We start from the raw sequence: 17,297 nt of genomic DNA, 5'->3' as shown, positions 1-17,297 counted from the left end.
CAGGCTTAACAGGTCAGAAAATGCAATGAACTATTAACATGCTTGCAACCGTGAGGGGGATCACGTTTAATAGCCGCGCTCTTTACTTTTCTGAAGCTGATTATGATTGTTCGTCCTCAACAGCACTGGCTGCAACTGATTTTTGTCTGGCATGGTTCGGTACTTCCCAAAATTTATACCCGACTGCTGCTTAACTTCCTGCTTTCCATCGCCGTGATTGTCATGCTGCCGTGGTACACCTCGCTGGGTATCCGGTTTACCGTCGCGCCGTTCAGCATTCTGGGTGTGGCTATCGCCATCTTCCTGGGGTTTCGCAATAACGCCTGTTATTCGCGCTACGTTGAGGCGCGTCTGCTTTGGGGGCAGTTGATGATAGCGGCGCGCTCGCTGTTTCGCGAGGTAAAAAACACCTTGCCGGATGATAAACATCTTGGAGAGTTTGTCCGCCTGCAAATCGCGTTTGCTAACTGTCTGCGAATGACTCTACGCAGAGAAACCAATGCCGATCAGCTGTCCCGCTATCTGGCTCCAGACGATTTACGCAAAGTGATGGACGCCAACTCGCCGGCGAACCGTATCCTGCTGATCATGGGGGAGTGGCTGGCCGTGCGGCGGCGTAGCGGGCACCTTTCAGACATTCTGTTTCACAGCCTCAACAACCGCCTGAATGATATGTCCATCGTGCTGGCTGGCTGTGAGCGTATCGCCAATACGCCAGTCCCGTTTGCCTATACGCTGATCCTGCACCGGACGGTGTATCTGTTCTGCATCATGCTGCCGTTTGCGCTGGTCGTTGATCTGCATTACATGACGCCCTTTGTCTCTGCACTGATTTCCTACACCTTTATCTCGCTGGACACGCTGGCGGAAGAGCTGGAAGATCCGTTTGGGACGGAAGATAACGATCTGCCGCTGGACGCCATCTGCAACATGATGGAGCGCGATCTGTTGCAGATGAACGATGAAGAGAACATCCCTGAAAGACTGATGCCGGATAAGCATTATCAGCTGACCTGACGGGCATTCCACTCGTCGCGGGTGATTTCCCACAGCTCCGAATCCAGCAGGCCGCTGACATAGGCTTTCTTCTCCGTCCTGATGAGCCGCATGCCGCTGCTGTCTGAAATACGTCGGGAGCGGCTGTTTGCAGCCGCTTTCGGCGCGCGCAACACCGGTTTGTTAAGCGTATTGAACCAGTAATCCGTGGCCGCAATGCTCGCCTCGCGCATATATCCCTGGCCATGAAATTCCGGCGCGAGCCAGAAGCCCCGGTTGTTGTCCTCCACGTCATACAGACAAATCAACCCCATCAGTTCGTCAGGCGCTTCGCGACGGCGAATCGTCCAGAACCACGCAATCCCTTTGGCCATATCGGGCAGTGCAACGTTGTTGACATAATTTTCTGCACCGTTTTCCGGGTAGGGCCAGGGGACTGAAGCCACCATATAGCGGACAATCTCCCAGCGCGGATAGCGTTGCTGGATCTGGACGGCATCTTCTGCAATCAGGGGGCGTAATATCAGGCGCTCGGTGGTAAGCGTGGGTATGGTCATCCGCTGATCTCCATAATTAAGCGTTATGCTTTTGTTTGGGTTCTGGTATTTTCATCTTAATAACATTCTGTTGCGATGTACTGTACTCTAGATACGATGAAAACGATGTTGAGTTAACGTAATCAACCGGCCTGAAAAGGTGAAGGAATACATTATCGGTACTATCCAGTCACTGGCGGTTTTTTGATGAAAATTCTGCACTTGTTAACCGGACACGTTTCTTACGAGCTCCTGCAACACGGAAAACGGATTGAGGACGCTATTGGCCGTCATGACAATGACTTATTAAACCATTCCACACCCGAACTGGAGCGGTATTTTTCACGCCCGCTTAGTGAGCTGCCACGGAAAAATGCTTATCCGGTAGCGATATTATTACCGCTATTTCTGGTGATTTTTGCGTTTAATTTGCTGCCATTTCTCCAGACAATATCCAGTATGTCGCCAACGCTACATACACTCAGTTTTTTTGTCCCATCGCTAGCGATACTTATCTTCCTGATGCTCGCGAGTGCCTTCCTTGCCCGGGGATACACTTCAGGGCTATCAGGGTTTTTAGCGCTTTTCATCATCCTGCTGACATTAACGGTACTGCAATGGCTTCACTATCTGACCATTTCTGATGGCAGTAGCTGGCAGCTGATCATTGCAACGATCGCTTTGGTAATTAGCCGTATGGTGTTGAACAGTCGAGGCTTTGTGCTGTTCACGCTATATTGTCGTTCGAAGCGTCTTGCCACGCTGGCTCGCATCATGCGCCTAAAGAGCGGCAAGGATAATGTGAGGAACACATGACACTCATCGTACGCCCGTTACAGACAGAAGATTACCCACAGTGGCGACCGCTGTGGGATGGCTATACCCATTTTTATGAGTGCTACCTTGACGAGTCCGTTACCGCGGCCACCTGGGACAGGGCGCTCGCAGATTCATCATCTCTGTTTTGCCGTGTCGTGGAGAAGGACGGCCGCGTCATCGGCTTCGCCATGTGCGTCCTGCATGAAGGGACCTGGTCAACCGCGCCCGTTTGCTATCTGGAAGATCTGTTTGTTGAAGCTGCCGAACGTGGCGCAGGGGCGGGTAAAGCGCTTATCGACGCCCTGATCGATGAAGGCAAGCGGGAAGGGTGGTCAAAACTCTACTGGGTAACCCGCATGAACAATCCGGCGCGTAAGCTGTATGATCACTATGGTGAAGCCGACGATTACGTCCGGTACCGAATCTCGCTTTAGTCGTTTAATACCTGGGTTTGTATCACACTGTATCTGCCTCTGTGATACATACACAGGTATGCAATAAAACCGCATCCGCACACATCTCCTATACAAACGCATGGTGTTATATCTCCGTCAACTGAACTTACCCGGAGATAACATCATGTTTAATAAACTCGCATACTCAGCCGTCGCCCTGACCGTATCACTTGGCACCGTGATGTCCTGCCAGGCAGAAGCGACGGGTAAGGATTACGCGTCGGCCTTTAACCAGGTTAAACAGATTAACGCTGGCGATTTGAACGTCGGTTACGTCGATATCGGGCCAAAAGAGGGGCAACCGGTGATCCTGCTGCATGGCTGGCCGTACGACATTCACAGTTATGCAGAAGTGGCCCCCGCGCTGGCCGCGAAGGGGTATCGTGTCATTGTGCCGTCCCTGCGCGGGTACGGCACCACACGCTTTATTTCTGATAAAACGCCGCGAAACGGCCAGCCTTCGGCAATGGCAAAAGACATCGTCAACCTGATGGACGCCCTGAATATCAAACAGGCGGTGTTTGCCGGTTATGACTGGGGGGCGCGTACGGCAGATATCGTTGCAGCGCTCTGGCCGGAACGGGTGAAATCGCTGGTCTCGGTAAGTGGCTACCTGATCAGCAGCCAGGCGATTGGCAAACAGCCTTTACCGCCGAAGGCAGAGGTTCAGTGGTGGTATCAGTTCTATTTCGCCACGACGCGCGGGGCGGAGGGCTATGCTAAAAATACGCACGATTTTGCCCGGTTGATCTGGTCCCAGGCTTCGCCTGACTGGAAATTCAGCGATGCCACCTTCAATGCCAGCGCCAAATCCCTCGATAACCCGGACCACGTTGCCGTCACGCTCAGTAATTACCGCTGGCGTCTGGGGCTGGAGAAGGGTGAGCAGAAATATGACGCCTACGAACAAAAGCTAGCTACGCTGCCGAATATTACGGTGCCGACCATCACCATCGAGGGTGGTAACAACGGAGCACCACATCCTGCACCCGCTGCCTATGCGGGGAAATTCACCGGAAAATATGAGCACCGTACTTTCGGCGCAACGGTTGGCCACAACCCGCCGCAGGAAGATCCGCAGGACTTTGTTAAAGCCGTTGTCGACGCGGATAAGCTCTGATATGTGCTATTTTCAATCCGTTACCTCTTAATCAGGAGCCTGAGGTGGAGCATATTGATCACATCCTTGTCGTCGATGACGACAGGGATATTCGTGAACTGATTGTCGATTACCTCGTGAAATCCGGCTACCACGCCTCTGGCGCGGCGAACGGGAAAGAGATGCGCGTAGTGCTCGACAAACAGCATATCGACCTGGTGGTGCTGGACGTGATGATGCCCGGCGATGATGGCCTGACGCTGTGTCGACAGCTGCGCAGCAGCAGGCATAAGGATCTGCCGATCCTGATGCTCACCGCGCGCAACGAGGACACGGACCGGATCCTGGGACTGGAGATGGGCGCCGACGATTATGTGGTGAAACCGTTTGTGGCCCGCGAACTGCTGGCGCGTATCAAAGCTATCCTGCGTCGTTTTCGTACTATGCCGCCTAATCTTCAGGTGACCGAGGCAGGGCGCCTGGTGGTGTTCGGTGAATGGCAACTGGATACCGTGGCGCGTCATCTGATTGATAACGAGGGGATGGTTGTGGCGCTCAGCGGGGCGGAATATCGCCTTTTGCGCGTATTCCTCGATCATCCTCAACGGGTGCTGACCCGCGATCAGCTGCTGAACCTGACGCAGGGACGTGATGCCGAGCTGTTTGAGCGTTCGATTGATCTCCTGGTGAGCCGCGTGCGACAGCGCCTGAATGAAGATGCCCGCACGCCGGCCTACATTAAAACCGTTCGCAGCGAAGGCTACGTTTTTACCATGCCGGTGACCATCGTCGAGGCCAATGAATGACGCTGTGGCCCCGCACCTTACTGGCCCGGCTGCTGATCATTGTGCTGCTTGGACTCTTACTGGCTAACGCGCTCAGCCTGACGCTGGTCATGGTTGAGCGAATGCACAGCGCGCGCACGGTTATGCTGGGCAATCTTGAGAATGACGTGGCGACCAGCGTGGCCATTCTCGACCGGCTTCCGGCCAAAGAGCGGCCAGAGTGGCTGGAACGGCTCAGTCGCGGTAATTATCGTTATATCCTTGGCCCCGGCGAGGCAGGCGCCGCACCAACGGACAAGCGCTCGCGGGATGCAATTCGCACCCTGAAAGAGACGCTTTCAGCCCAATATCCGCTCCAGTTTACGGCGGTGCCAGGGCCGATCTCCCATATTCAGGCCCATCTGACGCTCCGCGACGGCGCACCGCTCACTATCGATCTGATCCCGCGCATGCCGCCTGTCGCCAGCTGGTTACCCGTGGTGCTAGTTCTTCAGCTGTTACTTGTCGCGCTCTGCTCCTGGATTGCCGTACGCCAGGTTGTCCGGCCTTTCCTGCAATTCACGCGTGCGGTTGATTCCCTCGATCCTGCGGCCCATTCACCGATGACTGAAAAAGGACCGGTTGAAGTGCGCCAGGCTGCACACGCTTTTAATGAGATGCAGTCGCGGATACAAACGTATCTGCGTGAACGCGCGCAGATTCTGGCGTCCATTTCTCACGATCTCCAGACGCCCATCACGCGAATGAAGCTGCGGATCGAAATGGCAGATCCGCCCGAACTCCGCGATAAGCTGCTGAGCGACCTGGATAATATGTCGCGCCTGGTACGGGAGGGGATTGCCTATGCCCGGTCATCAGAATCACTGGAAGAGACCACGCTGAAGCTGGAGCTGAACGCGTGGGTTAACAGCATCGCCAGTGATTATCAGGACATTGGTAAAAACGTGCAGTTTCATGCACGCAATGCGCGTCTGCCGATCGTTACTCGTCCACAGGCATTGCGCAGGGTAATGACCAATCTGCTGGATAATGCGCTCAAGTTTGGCGATAGCGCGGTTATAGAGATTGATGAAGATGAAAGGCAGGTAGCGATCCGCATTATGGATAACGGCCCCGGCATCCCGGAGGCAGAACTGGAGGCGGTGTTACAGCCGTTCTACCGGGTTGAAACGTCGCGCAACCGCGAAACGGGCGGCACCGGGTTAGGCCTCGCCATTGCCGCGCAGCTCACCGCCCAGCTTGACGGGAAATTGCATATTGCAAACCGGGCAGAGGGCGGGTTGGCCGTAAGCGTGACTCTTCCGCGCGGTTAATTGTACGCCTGTGTATCTGCACCCCGTGCCGATACGCAGGCAGACAAAATTCAGCTTTTCGCACACGGCCTGAACACATTCGTACGGTCAAATAACCTCACTGCACCTTCGCAGCAACCGTATCGTGAGGTCGTTATGTTTCTGATAATCGCTTTTTTGGGCGGCATGATTAGCCTGCTCAGTCCGTGCACGCTTCCCGTCATTCCTCTGCTGTTCGCTGGCTTTCAGGGGCAGCGCAAACACATTCTGGCGCTTCTGGCGGGAATGATTGTGATGTTCACGTTGGTGGCGATGGTAGTAACGGTTGCCAGCGAGTGGATCGCTGACGCCACCGTTATCGGTCGCTGGATTGCGCTGCTGATACTGAGCATTGCCGCCCTGGCTCTGATCTTCCCGCAGTTTGCTCAGCGCATTGCCCGTCCGGCGGTCAGTGCGGGAAACGTTCTCAACACCCACAGCGTTCAGCGACGCGGCCTGGTTTCGGCTTTTCTGGCAGGGCTGGCCGTTGGACTTCTGTGGTCCCCCTGTGCCGGACCGATTCTCGGGGCGATCTTCAGCATTAATATTGCGGGCCACTCGGCCATCGCAACCGGAGCGCTGTTAGCCGCTTACGGCAGTGGATGCGCGTTGATGCTGGGGCTGCTTGTCGCGGGGGGCCGTAAGCTGATAACCCCTCTGAGAGCCAAATCCGCATTGATGGCGCGTTTGCGTCAGGGAGCGGGAGTGATGATGTTAGCTGCCGTTGCGTTCAACGCCAGCGGGATGACCTCAGCCCTAAAAGGTGCCAACGGTATTGCCGACCAGCTGGAAAACGCTCTGTTGAGCCTTGCGCAACCATCCTCCACGCAGGTGAAACTGCAACCAGTCGCTGACGCAACAACGAGCAGCCAGCTACCATCATTAAGCGGCGGTACGGGCTGGGTAAACGGTGACCCTGTCACGTCTGAGGCCTTGCGGGGGAAAGTTGTGCTTATCGATTTCTGGACCTGGGACTGTATCAACTGCCAGCATACCCTTCCGCATGTTCGAGACTGGGCGAAGAAATATGAGTCACAAGGTCTGGTGGTGATTGGCGTCCATACCCCGGAATACCCCTGGGAAAAGCCGTTATCATCGGTGAAAAACGCGGTCAATAAATGGCAGCTGCCGTACCGCGTAGTGACGGATAATAACTACAAAATCTGGAGCGCGTTCGGAAATCAGTACTGGCCAGCGCATTACTATTTCGATGCGAAAGGGCAACTGCGTTACACCGCGTTTGGCGAAGGTAACTATGACAAGCAGGAGGCCGTGATTCAGCAGTTGCTCAAGGAAGCGCGTTCCTGATCCGGCTTACGGAACCCGCTGAGCCACCATAAACAGGCGCGGAAAAGCCAGCAGTATCTGCCCGTTCTCCTGGAGCGGATACTGCTCTTCCAGCAGCTCAAGGTAGCGTTTCAGATAGTTTTTCTGCTCGCTTTCGTTGAGTTCCTGTAACCACGGCCGTAACCCCGTCGCGCTGACCCAGTCAATAATCGCCTGATGAGAGCTCATCTGATGGAAGTAGGTGGTGCGCCAGATATCCACGTCACATCCCGCTTCCGTCAGAATATCGTAGTAGGCATGGATACCCGGCAATGGCTCGCGGCCACGATCGGGGTAGCCCTGTTCCCAGGCAACTTCACGCATCAGGGCGTGCGTCGGCTCAAGCCAGTTGTCAGGCATTTGCACCGCCAGCACGCCGTTTAACTGGAGCAGTGAAACCAGGTGTGGCAGAAGGTGGTAATGGTCCGGGATCCATTGCAATGAGGCGTTGGCGTAGATCAGGCTGAGCGGCTGGTCAGGTTTGTAGTGCCGGATATCTGCCTCAACAAAGTGGCAGTCTGGCAGGGCCTGTCGGGCTTCCTCCAGCATGGCCGGGGAGTTATCCACGCCGGCGATCTGCGCAGAAGGCCAGCGCTGTTTCAGCAGCGCGGTGCTGTTGCCTGGCCCGCAGCCCAAATCCACGGCTGAGGTTATGTCAGCAAGCGGCACCCGGGCCAGTAACTCAGCGGCGGGACGTGTGCGTTCTGCGCTGTACTGTAGATAAAGAGAGGGATCCCAGTCGGCCATTTTCGCATCTCCATGTTGAGGTGTTCAGCAAGAATAGCACAGGCAAATACCTGCGCCGGGGCAGGTATCTGGCTAATGGTGAGATTATAAAATGCCTTTGAGGGCCAGGTGATAGAGCAGCATGATGGTTTTTCCGTCGACGATCTGCCCATTTTCAATGCCCCGAAGCGCGTCGTCCAGCGTCATTTCCAGCACGTCGATATCTTCCCCCTCAGCTTTAACGCCGCCGCCCGCGCTGGTCCGATCCTGCGGATGATATTCCGCCAGATAGAAGTAGAGTTTCTCGGTAACCGAGCCCGGGCTCATATAGGCCTCAAAAATTTTCTCTACGCGCGTCACCTTAAACCCGGTTTCTTCTTCCGCTTCGGCCTTAATCCGGCTTTCCGGGTCAAGGTTATCGAGCAACCCGGCGGCCGCCTCAATGAGATCCTCTTCGTGACCATTGATAAACACCGGGAAACGGAACTGACGCGTCAGAATGACGGTTTTGCTGTCGCGATTATAGAGCAGGATCGTCGCGCCATTCCCCCGGTCATACACTTCACGCTCTTGCCATCAGTCATTTCGTGGTCATCATTTCCCCAAATAATGAAACCACAACTGACACATCAGAAGAATTCAAAATCAGTTAATGCCGAAGCGGGCACATAGCTGAAACGAAGAAGAAGCGTTCCAGTTCGCAATCTCCATATCCAGTTAATGCCAACAACGAAGTGCGAGCTAATCACGAGCACAATCCCTCGAACGCAGTGAGAGCTTAGCCATAGAAGTCCACAATCTGAACCAGAGGGCGCAAGACAATCCAACTATTATGCGAACTAACTACTGCACCAATCTGGCTACAATCCTCGTTACCTGACGTTAGTGCGCATAATGTATATTATGTTAAATGATATATTATGAATCCTATCACGCATCAGATAAGCCCATCGCATCCTACCCCCTCCCTTTGCCTCTACAGAGGAAGCCGGAGAAACAGTGTCCGTTCCTGAGTCTGCGAGGCTTTAAAACCATGGTGGATATAAAACGCTTTGGCTTCCTCAGTGAGTGCATGAACCATGATCGCCCGCACCCCGATATTCTCAGCTACCCGATAACAGCGTAAAACCGCATCGTGGAGTAAATCGGCTCCCAACCCGTTTCCGCGTAACGAGACATCAACAGCCAGACGGGCAAGTATAATCACGGGAATGGGATCCGGCATGTTACGCCGCAGATTACCTGTCGCTTGCGTATGGTTAACGCTGCCGGTAGCCAGTGAGTAAAATCCCGCGACCTGCTTCGTGCCCGTTTTACAAATGACAAACGTTCGGGCTGCGCCGAGCGCCTGGTTTTTCAGACCTCTTTGTTTTAGCCATTCGTCAAGCACGGCCTCTCCGCTGACGAACTCCGCCAGTTGATGGACGCTGGATAAGGGCTCTGGCGCTGTTACACGTCCCACTGCGGTTTCCTTGCCAGCAGTTTTTCTATGGCAGGATCGTCCGCGACCGGGGCATCGAGCATGTCAATGAACTCTGCGTACTGTTCATCGTTAAAATTGAATACACGTCGATCGAGGATCACATTCTCGGCTGCCTGACAGGCCATCTCCAGAATGAAGTCTGTACGTGATTTATGGAGGATCTCTGCGGCGGCATCGATAAGCGCCCGCTGGGATTCTTTGGCTCTGAGATTGAGTTGAACATCTGATTTCATGGGTATACCTCTTGTATAGCAATTGCTTTACAAGCATAACATAAGCGGCGTGTATAGCAATCGCTATACAGAGCCCTTAATCATGCCTGACCTCTCCACACCGCATATCGCAAGAATTTGCTCTCTCAGCCAGCGGTGACCAGGGTCGCGTTCCATTCTTGGGTGCCACATCTGTGAAACCGTAATACGACGGCTTTTGAACGGCAGCTCGAAAACGTGTAACTGCTCCGTTATCTGCTGATTGAGTAAATAGAGCGCGGGTATCATGGCAATAAGATCTGATGCCAGCGCCACGGACAGCGCCGTCGGAAATCCCGGAACGACGCTGGCGATTTTACGTTTTGTCCCCAGTTCGGCCAGCGCATCGTCAACGGAACCGTGCAATGCGCCCTCAGGTGACGCTACCACATGGCCCCAGGCGACATAATCCTTCACCCCTATTTCTGCCTGATTAGCCAGCGGATGCCCCTTACGCACGACGCCCACAAACCGATCCTCAAACAGTCGTTGCAGCCGTATTTCAGGCCCCATATTGCTCTGGACGCCAATCTCCAGATCAACCAGCCCTTCCCGAAGATAGCGCGACGTTTTTTCCGGCTTCGGCGCGAAGCGTATACAGACGTCCGGCGCGGCGTCGGCCACAGCCGCTATAAGCGCAGGCCCAAACGCCACCACAAAACCATCGTTTGCCCTGATGGTAAAAAGACGCGCCAGACTTCGCGCGCTGAACGTTTCAGTTGAGGGCTGCAATACCGCCCTGGTCTCGTGCACTGCACGCCTGGCGCGATCCCGGGTCGCTTCGGCCCACGGGGTTAGTACCATGTTACGCCCGGCGCGCACCAGGATCGGGTCGCCTGTAACGTCGCGTAACCTGCTTAATGTCCGGCTCATGGCCGAGGTGCTGAGGTTCAGACGGCGTGCCGCACCTGCGACACTCGCTTCGCTCAGCAATATGTCGAGTGCAATCAGTAAATTAAAATCTGGATCGGTCATAGCGCTCATTCCTGTACATTCAGATAAGGCGTTTCATGCAACGATAAAGTGCAAATGGTGCGCCTTCCGCCCTGTAAAAGCCATCTTTATAGTTTTGTCATCCATACACTCTTCTCAGAGGACAACCTGATGACGCTCTTTTCCAGTCAACCCGGCGACGAAGGACTGCCTGGCCCGGCGCGCGCACGGGTGATGGCCGCAATTATGACCACCACCTTAATGGGCGTGTTTGATGGCACCATGATCAACATTGCCCTGCCCTCCATGGCTCAGGAGATGCAGGTACCTGCCAGTATTGCCGTCTGGTTCGCCAACGGGTATCTGCTGGCGGCCGCGATGTCGCTGGCGATATTCGCGGCGCTTGCGGCCCGCCTGGGTTATCGCCCCGTTTTTCTGGCAGGTCTGACAACCTTTACCCTGACATCGCTGGGTTGCGCGCTGGCGAAGACGCCCGAAGTGCTCATCGGTATGCGCGTGCTTCAGGGGATCGGCGGCGCGGCGACGCTGAGTATTGCCCCCGCAATCCTGCGATCCGTATTTCCCGGGCGATTACTTGGCCGCATTCTGGGGTTACACGCTCTGCTCATCGCCTCCAGCTCCGCTATCGGGCCGGTATTGGGTGGGACGATCCTTCACACCCTGAGCTGGCAATGGCTGTTTGCGATAAACGTGGTTCCCGGCACCCTCGCCTTACTGCTGGCGGTCAAAGCGCTGCCGCGGGATGCGGTTCGAAAGCAAGCGCCCTTCGACACCCCGGGCGCCATATTGTCGGCGCTGCTGCTGGGGTCGACGATCATGGCGGCGAACAGCCTCCAGGAGGCTACTTATCACCCCGGCAGTCTTTGCTGGACGGTGCTCGCTGCGCTGAGCGGCATGGCGTTTATCTGGCAGATACGCCGCACGGATAACCCCTTACTGCCGCCGACGATGTTTAAAAATGAACGTTTTACCCTCGCGGCCTTCACGTCAATGATTGCTTTTGTCAGCCAGGGGATCACTTTTATTGCATTGCCTTTCCTGTTTCAGAGCGAATACGGCTACAGTCCGGTGTTGTCTGCCCTGCTGTTTACGCCGTGGCCGCTAGGGATCGTACTGATTGCGCCGCATGCAGGCCGGTGGGCGGACACGATTTCAGCCCCGGCGATATCCACCCTGGGGCTGGTGATTTTTGTCGTGGGTTTGATCCTTCTTGCGACATTACCCGCCCGCCCTACAATGTGGGATATCTGCCTGCGGAGTCTGGTATGCGGCATGGGGTTTGGCTGCTTTCAGAGTCCCAATAACCGGGAAATGCTCTCCAACGTTATTCGTGAGCATGCGAGCTATGCATCCGGTGTTTTATCCATTATGCGCACGTTCGGCCAGTGTCTGGGCGCCGCCGCCGTGGCCGTTCTGCTGGCCGCAGATGAAAGGTCAATTCATGTTGCACTGTGGGTCGCCGCCGCGGCTTCTGCGGTAGCGGTCGTCGTCAGCGCGAGTCGGTTGCGTAAAATCACTCATCCTGCGGAAACAGGTTGAGCGAGCAAAAGCTCCCGGGTCGCATCTTCAAAATTAGGGCGCGGCCCGTACACCACTTTTACATGCTGTAATTCATTAATGATTTCATTACTGATGTCGTGACCATAATCCACTGTAGAGGCGCTATCTTTATTGAAAACGACCGAATAGTGATGATCTATTCTGTATTTTTCAACGGTATCAGAAATGACTTGCTGGCTTATATGCCGCAGGCGACCCTGCTCTGCCCGCAGTTGCGTGTTTTTACTCATATCATCGATCGCTTTCATTTCACGGCGCAAGGGTTCTGGCAGAGCGTAATATTTTTTCTCAACTTCAAGCGCGGATTTTTTAGCTAATGCGAGAAGCGTATCGTTCTGCTTTTTTTCCTGTGCCAGTAACGATGACTCACGCAGGATCCGCTTGTAAGAAATATACGCAACCCCTTTTTGCCCGGCGTGAGGTTTAAGGTGACTGTTGAAAGAATATGCCCCAATAAGACATACAAAAATTAACAGAATGACTGAAAAGCGTGGCTCAGACCGTTTAGTTATCATTGTCAGTTCCACCAAGTGAATAAGGTCGCACAAGGAATCTACACGATAGAAACACATAACGGTAGCGCAGAGGTGTACAAAAATAAACCGCAGCGCTACCCCCTGTCATGATCAAAGGTATCAATTATATTTAAGGGTGATTGTCCCGGTGGCATTTGCTTGCCCTGGCGTGACAACGTCACTGGTTTTGTAATACCACGCTTTGAAACGTAAGGTTTCAGACTCTCCGGCCCCGCCTGCATTTGCCGGATCGCTATAGGTTGTTGCGGAGCCGATATCAGCAATCGCGGTACCATCGGCAGCAAGCCCACTGCCTTGTGATGCGGCTTTTACACGACTGGAATTAAAAGCTTGCACCTCCTGACCAATGGCCCAGTAGGTAAAACTGCGTAGCGCCGGTTGATAGGCTGATATCACGACCCCCACACCGGTCGCCATCGTACCCGACTCTGCCTGGTCTAAGGCAATCACTGAGCCATTACCATTGTCGCCCTCGGCGAGCGGCCCGTTGATGGTCATCGTCACGCTGGTGCCTGGCTGACAGCTCAGATCAACATCCTGTTCTGGCCCTTCCACCATTCTAAGATTGTCAAACGCAGAGGTATCCACATCGCCCATGTTAAACAGCAGGGAAGAAACGGATGCTGAACATCCCATCGCATAAACTTCTATCTGCGTATTAGACAAATAGACTTCTGACGCATTATCACCGTTATCCGAACCGCTTTGCCCCTCACGAAATTCCACCGTCGCCAGTTTGCCGCTCTCCAGCGCCAGATTACCGCCCGGAATTGTGCCCCCCGTTGCAATCAGCTGCACGCGATAGGCCGAGCCAGCTAAGGTATGGCTACTTCCCCCATCGCCTGGCTGCCATGAGTTATCAATCGGACGTTCATTATCATACGGACCGGCCTGGTTGAGCGTGTAGGTCTTTATTCCAATTCCCGGTATCGTGGTGGGATAAATATTATCCCCGACCGGTGACGCCGAGGCTAAATTATTGGCGTTATAATGAAATCCAACTTAATAATCCCTGCTACAGTTTTTAATCGTGACATCCCCATCCGTCCCGCTGATATAACCGGAATCGTACAGCACCTCGCCAAAAGTATAGTTTTTAGCACTGACCAACAGTTTCGAGGGTAACGGGATCGTCGTGACGGTAACATCATCGCCATTATCCCGGTTACAGGCCGCATGACTTAATAGTGGGACTATCCCCAGCAATAACACCAGATAATATAAATATTTAGACATGAATTTAGTCTGCTCACTCAAGCTCAGTTATAAACGACATTCAATGTGATCGCACTGCTGAATGCCCCCGGCGTTGGGGTGCCATGTGGAGTGTACATTCGGGCAGTAAAGGTCATTGCGCCGGTTTGGTTTTCAAGCGCTACGGGGTAGCTCACGCCGTTGGCTAGCGCGACGCCGCTGATAGGGTGTTCGCGATCGCGGATGAACAGCTGAAGACCGACATCGGTCGCGCCGCCCGTGTCTGCGGCCACCTGATTGGCGTAAATGACAGAGGCATAAGCCGGATCTTCAGCGTAAGGTGCGCCTGTAAAGGTAACCGTTGCCTGGCTTAACCCTGCGGTGCAGCTGTCAAACGCGATGGTCACTGGCACATTTCCTGTGTTCCCCCCCGCTACGGCAAAGTCTTTCCAGTAATATTTCCCGAGGTCGACTGCCTCCGGTTTGGTGACGTTACATGAGCCATCAATAATGTTTCCGGTGACATGAAACTCAATATCATTGTGATCGGTGTACGCCATTGCTGGCGACAAGCTCAGCATGAATACCATCCCCGGGCCGATGAGCGATTTAAGGCCGGGACGGAGAATAAAGCGTGACATTAATTTGCTCCCGACACGGGATGGCAAACCCCGTTGATGAATAAAATATCGGCCTCTTTTTTAGCGCCGGCCAGGGTGTAATCAACGGCGCACTGCTTGTTCGCCGACTGCCCCCACTTAACGGTTAACCGCCCTTTCCCGGCGAGCCCCACCAGATACACTTCCCCGCTGTCGCCAACGATACTGCTGCGTGTGTCGTCCGAATCGTCGCTGGTTTGTGTTACCACTGCGCCGAACGGTACCGGTTTACCGTTGTAGGTCAGCGTCATCATCGCCTTTTGTCCAATCCAGGTGTTGTACTTCACGCGTACTACCGCCCCTTTGGTCGGTACCACGGTTTTAGCGATGTTATCAATGGCCGCGGAAGTATCGCTGGCATCCACTGTGTTGAGTGAGATCGAATTGCTGTGATACGGACGAACGTACGGCACAATGGCGTTACCGAAATAGTCGGTATGAACGTTCGTCTGCCCGTTTATCGGCATACCGGAGACCCCCGGCGTTTCAACCAGCGCTACGCTATCATTGAGCTGACGCGCCAGGGTGATACCGTCGCGATGCAGCACCATGCCGCCGCGCAGGCTGTAATTCAGTCGTCGGCTGTAATCGTCATAGCTGTACCCTGCGGACATATCGGCATAGGTACTTTGATAGCCGACAGTGACGTTTCCATTAGTCGCTTCTGAATCGGCGTTATAGCCTTCTGAGACCTGCCAGCTGAGCTGATTTTCCTGCCTCGCGGTACCGGAAATTCCGATGTTGTGCGTGGTATCGCCGTTTTTACTGCTGTTCATCGAATAGTTAGCCGAAACAGACCGGGCAGCTTCACTGTGGCTGAAGGCGCTGAAAGGTACGCTCAGGTTAAGTGAGAAGACTTTATCGTCGTCGTAATTATCAGAATCGTTATTGTAACCGCCATTGACGTTTTTAGAGTGGGCATAGTTCAGCGAGTACGACACCGGTCCAAGCGTGCTGCTGAAGCCCAGGTTCATGGAGTCCGCATGTTCACTGTTCCAGTAAGAGGCGTCGTACATGTTCAGTGACAGGGTGCCGAAAGGCAACGTCTGTGAGATTGTCACATCAAAACGGTTTCGCTCCCGGCCATTATCAATAGTACTATTGCCCGGATCCCAGTCATTGAGAAAGTCCTGAAACGAAAGATAACCTCGGGTCGAGAATTTATAACCGGCGACGGCAATATCGGTGTTAGTCTGCTGAAGCGTCTTACTGTAGCGCACGCGATACGACTGGCCGCTATGGTGTTCCTGTTGTCGCATGTTGTCCGGCTGCGGGATATCCGCCCACGACTGGGAAATATCAAATGAGAGCGCTCCGGCGCTGCCCATATTAAAACCGGTTCCGGCAATCAGGTTGGAATAATTGTCTTCCGCCTGAATATAGCCGCCGTAAAGCGTGATCCCTTTTCCGACGCCCCAGGCCGCTGATCCCTGAATAAAGTTAAAATCCTCTGCACGTGAACCCGACCCGTCCTGACGGGTTTTGCCCGCCACCAGGCCATACTGCACCTGACCTTCACGTTGCAATACCGGCAGCGTGGCGTAAGGCACAATAAAGCTACTTTGCGTACCGTCGGACTCTTTGATCACCACCTGCAGATCGCCGGAGCTGCCGGTCGGATACATATCTCTGAATTCGAACGGCCCCGGCGGCACGGTAGCCTTATAAATGCTGTGACCGTTTTGGTATACCGTCACTTCGGCATTGCTGCGGGCTATACCGCGTATTACCGGGGCGAAGCCTTGCATGCTGTCCGGCTTCATATCGTTATCCGAGTACATTTGTACACCGGTAAAACCAACGCTATCAAAAATGCCGCCGCGCGTGGTTCCTTGTCCCAGCACCAGCTGGCTTTTGAGAGATTTAATATCACGTGAGACGTAGGTATACACGGAATCCCAGTCATTTTCGGATTCGGAATGGGTATAGGTGGAATAGTTACGAAAGCGCCAGGCGCCTACGTTCAGCCCCGGTTGCAGGCTAAGAAACTGATTACTGCTGTCGGTGCCGTTGCGCTGATGCAGATCCTGTTGACCCGAGACGCTGTAATTAAGTAAACCCGCCGTGATCCCTTCATCCCAGCGCTCCGGTGAAACATAACCCTTTGCGGTGTTAAATAAAGCAACCTGCGGCAGGATCAGGTCGAAACGCTGCTGCGCCAGATCGATTTTTTCGTCCGAGCCGGGGATGGTATACAGATCCACACATTCGCTGGCTTTTTCCTGTTCGCCAAAATAGTTATCGACACGAACGTTCCAGGCTTTAAGCTGAGTGACGTTTAAACATGCCCCTGTGCGGTCTGACGTAGGGGCACTTTTCAACCGTCGGAAAGATAGGGTTTTACTGTCTACCAGATTGCCGTTGATAAAAATGTCGACGTTATAGTCCCCGGGCGGCACCTCATCTTTGGCAAACAGACTGAGATCCATTGCTGGCACTTCTGCGCTGTCTGTTTCCAAAAGATGAGGGTTGAAATGTTCCTGCGCACGTGCGCTGAAAGAACTAAAGACAACACTGAGCCCGAGCCCTAAAGAAAGGACGTAGGTTTGTTTCACTTTTTCCATTGTAACCCTGTATCCGTGCGGGA

At 54.0% G+C, this 17,297-nt stretch carries 17 protein-coding genes and 1 pseudogene; 8 read left to right on the top strand and 10 right to left on the bottom strand.

Annotated elements, in window-relative coordinates; genetic code table 11:
* Positions 1-102 precede the first annotated feature (102 nt).
* Positions 103-1,017 carry a bestrophin family protein gene (locus tag DD606_RS07065; protein WP_003857155.1) on the top strand — a complete coding sequence of 305 codons (915 nt, stop codon included), beginning with the start codon at positions 103-105 and terminating at the stop codon, positions 1,015-1,017.
* On the opposite strand, the gene DD606_RS07060 is transcribed toward DD606_RS07065, so the two are convergent.
* The gene (locus DD606_RS07060) at positions 1,005-1,553 is read right to left on the bottom strand and encodes a GNAT family N-acetyltransferase (protein WP_045346263.1); all 549 of its coding nucleotides are present in this window, start codon (positions 1,551-1,553) and stop codon (positions 1,005-1,007) included. The two genes, DD606_RS07065 and DD606_RS07060, sit on opposite strands and share 13 nt — an antisense overlap.
* 186 nt (positions 1,554-1,739) lie before the next feature.
* On the opposite strand from DD606_RS07060, the gene DD606_RS07055 reads away from it, so the two are divergent.
* The 6 genes from DD606_RS07055 (at position 1,740) to DD606_RS07030 (ending at position 7,329) form a co-directional block, all read left to right on the top strand.
* Positions 1,740-2,348, top strand: coding sequence for a hypothetical protein (locus tag DD606_RS07055; protein ID WP_045346262.1), 609 nt, complete (start codon positions 1,740-1,742; stop codon positions 2,346-2,348).
* Positions 2,345-2,785: a GNAT family N-acetyltransferase gene (locus tag DD606_RS07050; protein ID WP_045346261.1), complete on the top strand. Its 441-nt coding sequence runs from the start codon at positions 2,345-2,347 to the stop codon at positions 2,783-2,785. The genes DD606_RS07055 and DD606_RS07050 overlap by 4 nt, the downstream gene beginning before the upstream one ends.
* A gap of 145 nt (positions 2,786-2,930) precedes the next feature.
* Positions 2,931-3,926, top strand: coding sequence for an alpha/beta fold hydrolase (locus DD606_RS07045; protein ID WP_045346260.1), 996 nt, complete (start codon positions 2,931-2,933; stop codon positions 3,924-3,926).
* Between the two features lie 44 nt (positions 3,927-3,970).
* A complete protein-coding gene (locus tag DD606_RS07040) occupies positions 3,971-4,711 on the top strand; it encodes a response regulator (protein WP_022651194.1) in 741 nt (246 codons plus the stop codon).
* A complete protein-coding gene (locus DD606_RS07035) occupies positions 4,708-6,003 on the top strand; it encodes an ATP-binding protein (protein ID WP_129258426.1) in 1,296 nt (431 codons plus the stop codon). The genes DD606_RS07040 and DD606_RS07035 overlap by 4 nt, the downstream gene beginning before the upstream one ends.
* Before the next feature lie 135 nt (positions 6,004-6,138).
* Complete coding sequence (locus tag DD606_RS07030) at positions 6,139-7,329, top strand: cytochrome c biogenesis protein/redoxin (protein ID WP_032609217.1); 1,191 nt, start codon at positions 6,139-6,141, stop codon at positions 7,327-7,329.
* A gap of 6 nt (positions 7,330-7,335) precedes the next feature.
* On the opposite strand, the gene tam is transcribed toward DD606_RS07030, so the two are convergent.
* From tam to DD606_RS07005, 5 genes and pseudogenes are all read right to left on the bottom strand, one after another.
* The gene (gene tam, locus DD606_RS07025) at positions 7,336-8,094 is read right to left on the bottom strand and encodes a trans-aconitate 2-methyltransferase (RefSeq protein ID WP_023314159.1); all 759 of its coding nucleotides are present in this window, start codon (positions 8,092-8,094) and stop codon (positions 7,336-7,338) included.
* 84 nt (positions 8,095-8,178) lie between these two features.
* Positions 8,179-8,640 (bottom strand): annotated as a pseudogene (locus DD606_RS07020) (NUDIX domain-containing protein); the annotation flags it as partial.
* Positions 8,641-9,049: 409 nt separating this feature from the next.
* Entirely contained in the window at positions 9,050-9,535 is a 486-nt protein-coding gene (locus DD606_RS07015) for a GNAT family N-acetyltransferase (RefSeq protein ID WP_129258422.1), read from the bottom strand.
* Entirely contained in the window at positions 9,523-9,789 is a 267-nt protein-coding gene (locus DD606_RS07010; RefSeq protein WP_003857131.1) for a DUF1778 domain-containing protein, read from the bottom strand. Before DD606_RS07010 ends, DD606_RS07015 begins: the two co-directional genes overlap by 13 nt.
* Before the next feature lie 63 nt (positions 9,790-9,852).
* Positions 9,853-10,782 (bottom strand): LysR family transcriptional regulator, encoded by a 930-nt coding sequence (locus DD606_RS07005; protein ID WP_129258420.1) that lies wholly within the window; start codon positions 10,780-10,782, stop codon positions 9,853-9,855.
* Between the two features lie 129 nt (positions 10,783-10,911).
* Between DD606_RS07005 and DD606_RS07000 the strand changes: the two genes are divergently transcribed.
* Positions 10,912-12,300, top strand: a complete 1,389-nt coding sequence (locus DD606_RS07000; RefSeq protein ID WP_096946653.1) for an MFS transporter — start codon at positions 10,912-10,914, stop codon at positions 12,298-12,300.
* On the opposite strand, the gene DD606_RS06995 is transcribed toward DD606_RS07000, so the two are convergent.
* The 4 genes from DD606_RS06995 to DD606_RS06980 all read right to left on the bottom strand — a co-directional run bounded on the left by DD606_RS06995 (position 12,279) and on the right by DD606_RS06980 (position 17,274).
* On the bottom strand, positions 12,279-12,836 hold the full coding sequence (locus DD606_RS06995) for an OmpH family outer membrane protein (RefSeq protein WP_129258418.1): 558 nt from the start codon (positions 12,834-12,836) through the stop codon (positions 12,279-12,281). The genes DD606_RS07000 and DD606_RS06995 overlap by 22 nt on opposite strands.
* Before the next feature lie 120 nt (positions 12,837-12,956).
* Positions 12,957-13,655, bottom strand: coding sequence for a fimbrial protein (locus DD606_RS26410; protein WP_255573088.1), 699 nt, complete (start codon positions 13,653-13,655; stop codon positions 12,957-12,959).
* A 461-nt stretch (positions 13,656-14,116) separates the two neighbouring features.
* Positions 14,117-14,692 carry a fimbrial protein gene (locus tag DD606_RS06985; RefSeq protein WP_129258416.1) on the bottom strand — a complete coding sequence of 192 codons (576 nt, stop codon included), beginning with the start codon at positions 14,690-14,692 and terminating at the stop codon, positions 14,117-14,119.
* Positions 14,692-17,274 carry a fimbria/pilus outer membrane usher protein gene (locus DD606_RS06980; protein WP_129258414.1) on the bottom strand — a complete coding sequence of 861 codons (2,583 nt, stop codon included), beginning with the start codon at positions 17,272-17,274 and terminating at the stop codon, positions 14,692-14,694. The genes DD606_RS06985 and DD606_RS06980 overlap by 1 nt, the downstream gene beginning before the upstream one ends.
* Positions 17,275-17,297 lie beyond the last annotated feature (23 nt).

Source organism: Enterobacter cloacae complex sp. GF14B (genome assembly GCF_004136805.1).
Lineage (GTDB): Bacteria > Pseudomonadota > Gammaproteobacteria > Enterobacterales > Enterobacteriaceae > Enterobacter > Enterobacter hormaechei_C.
This window is presented reverse-complemented; position numbering and strand designations above follow the sequence as displayed.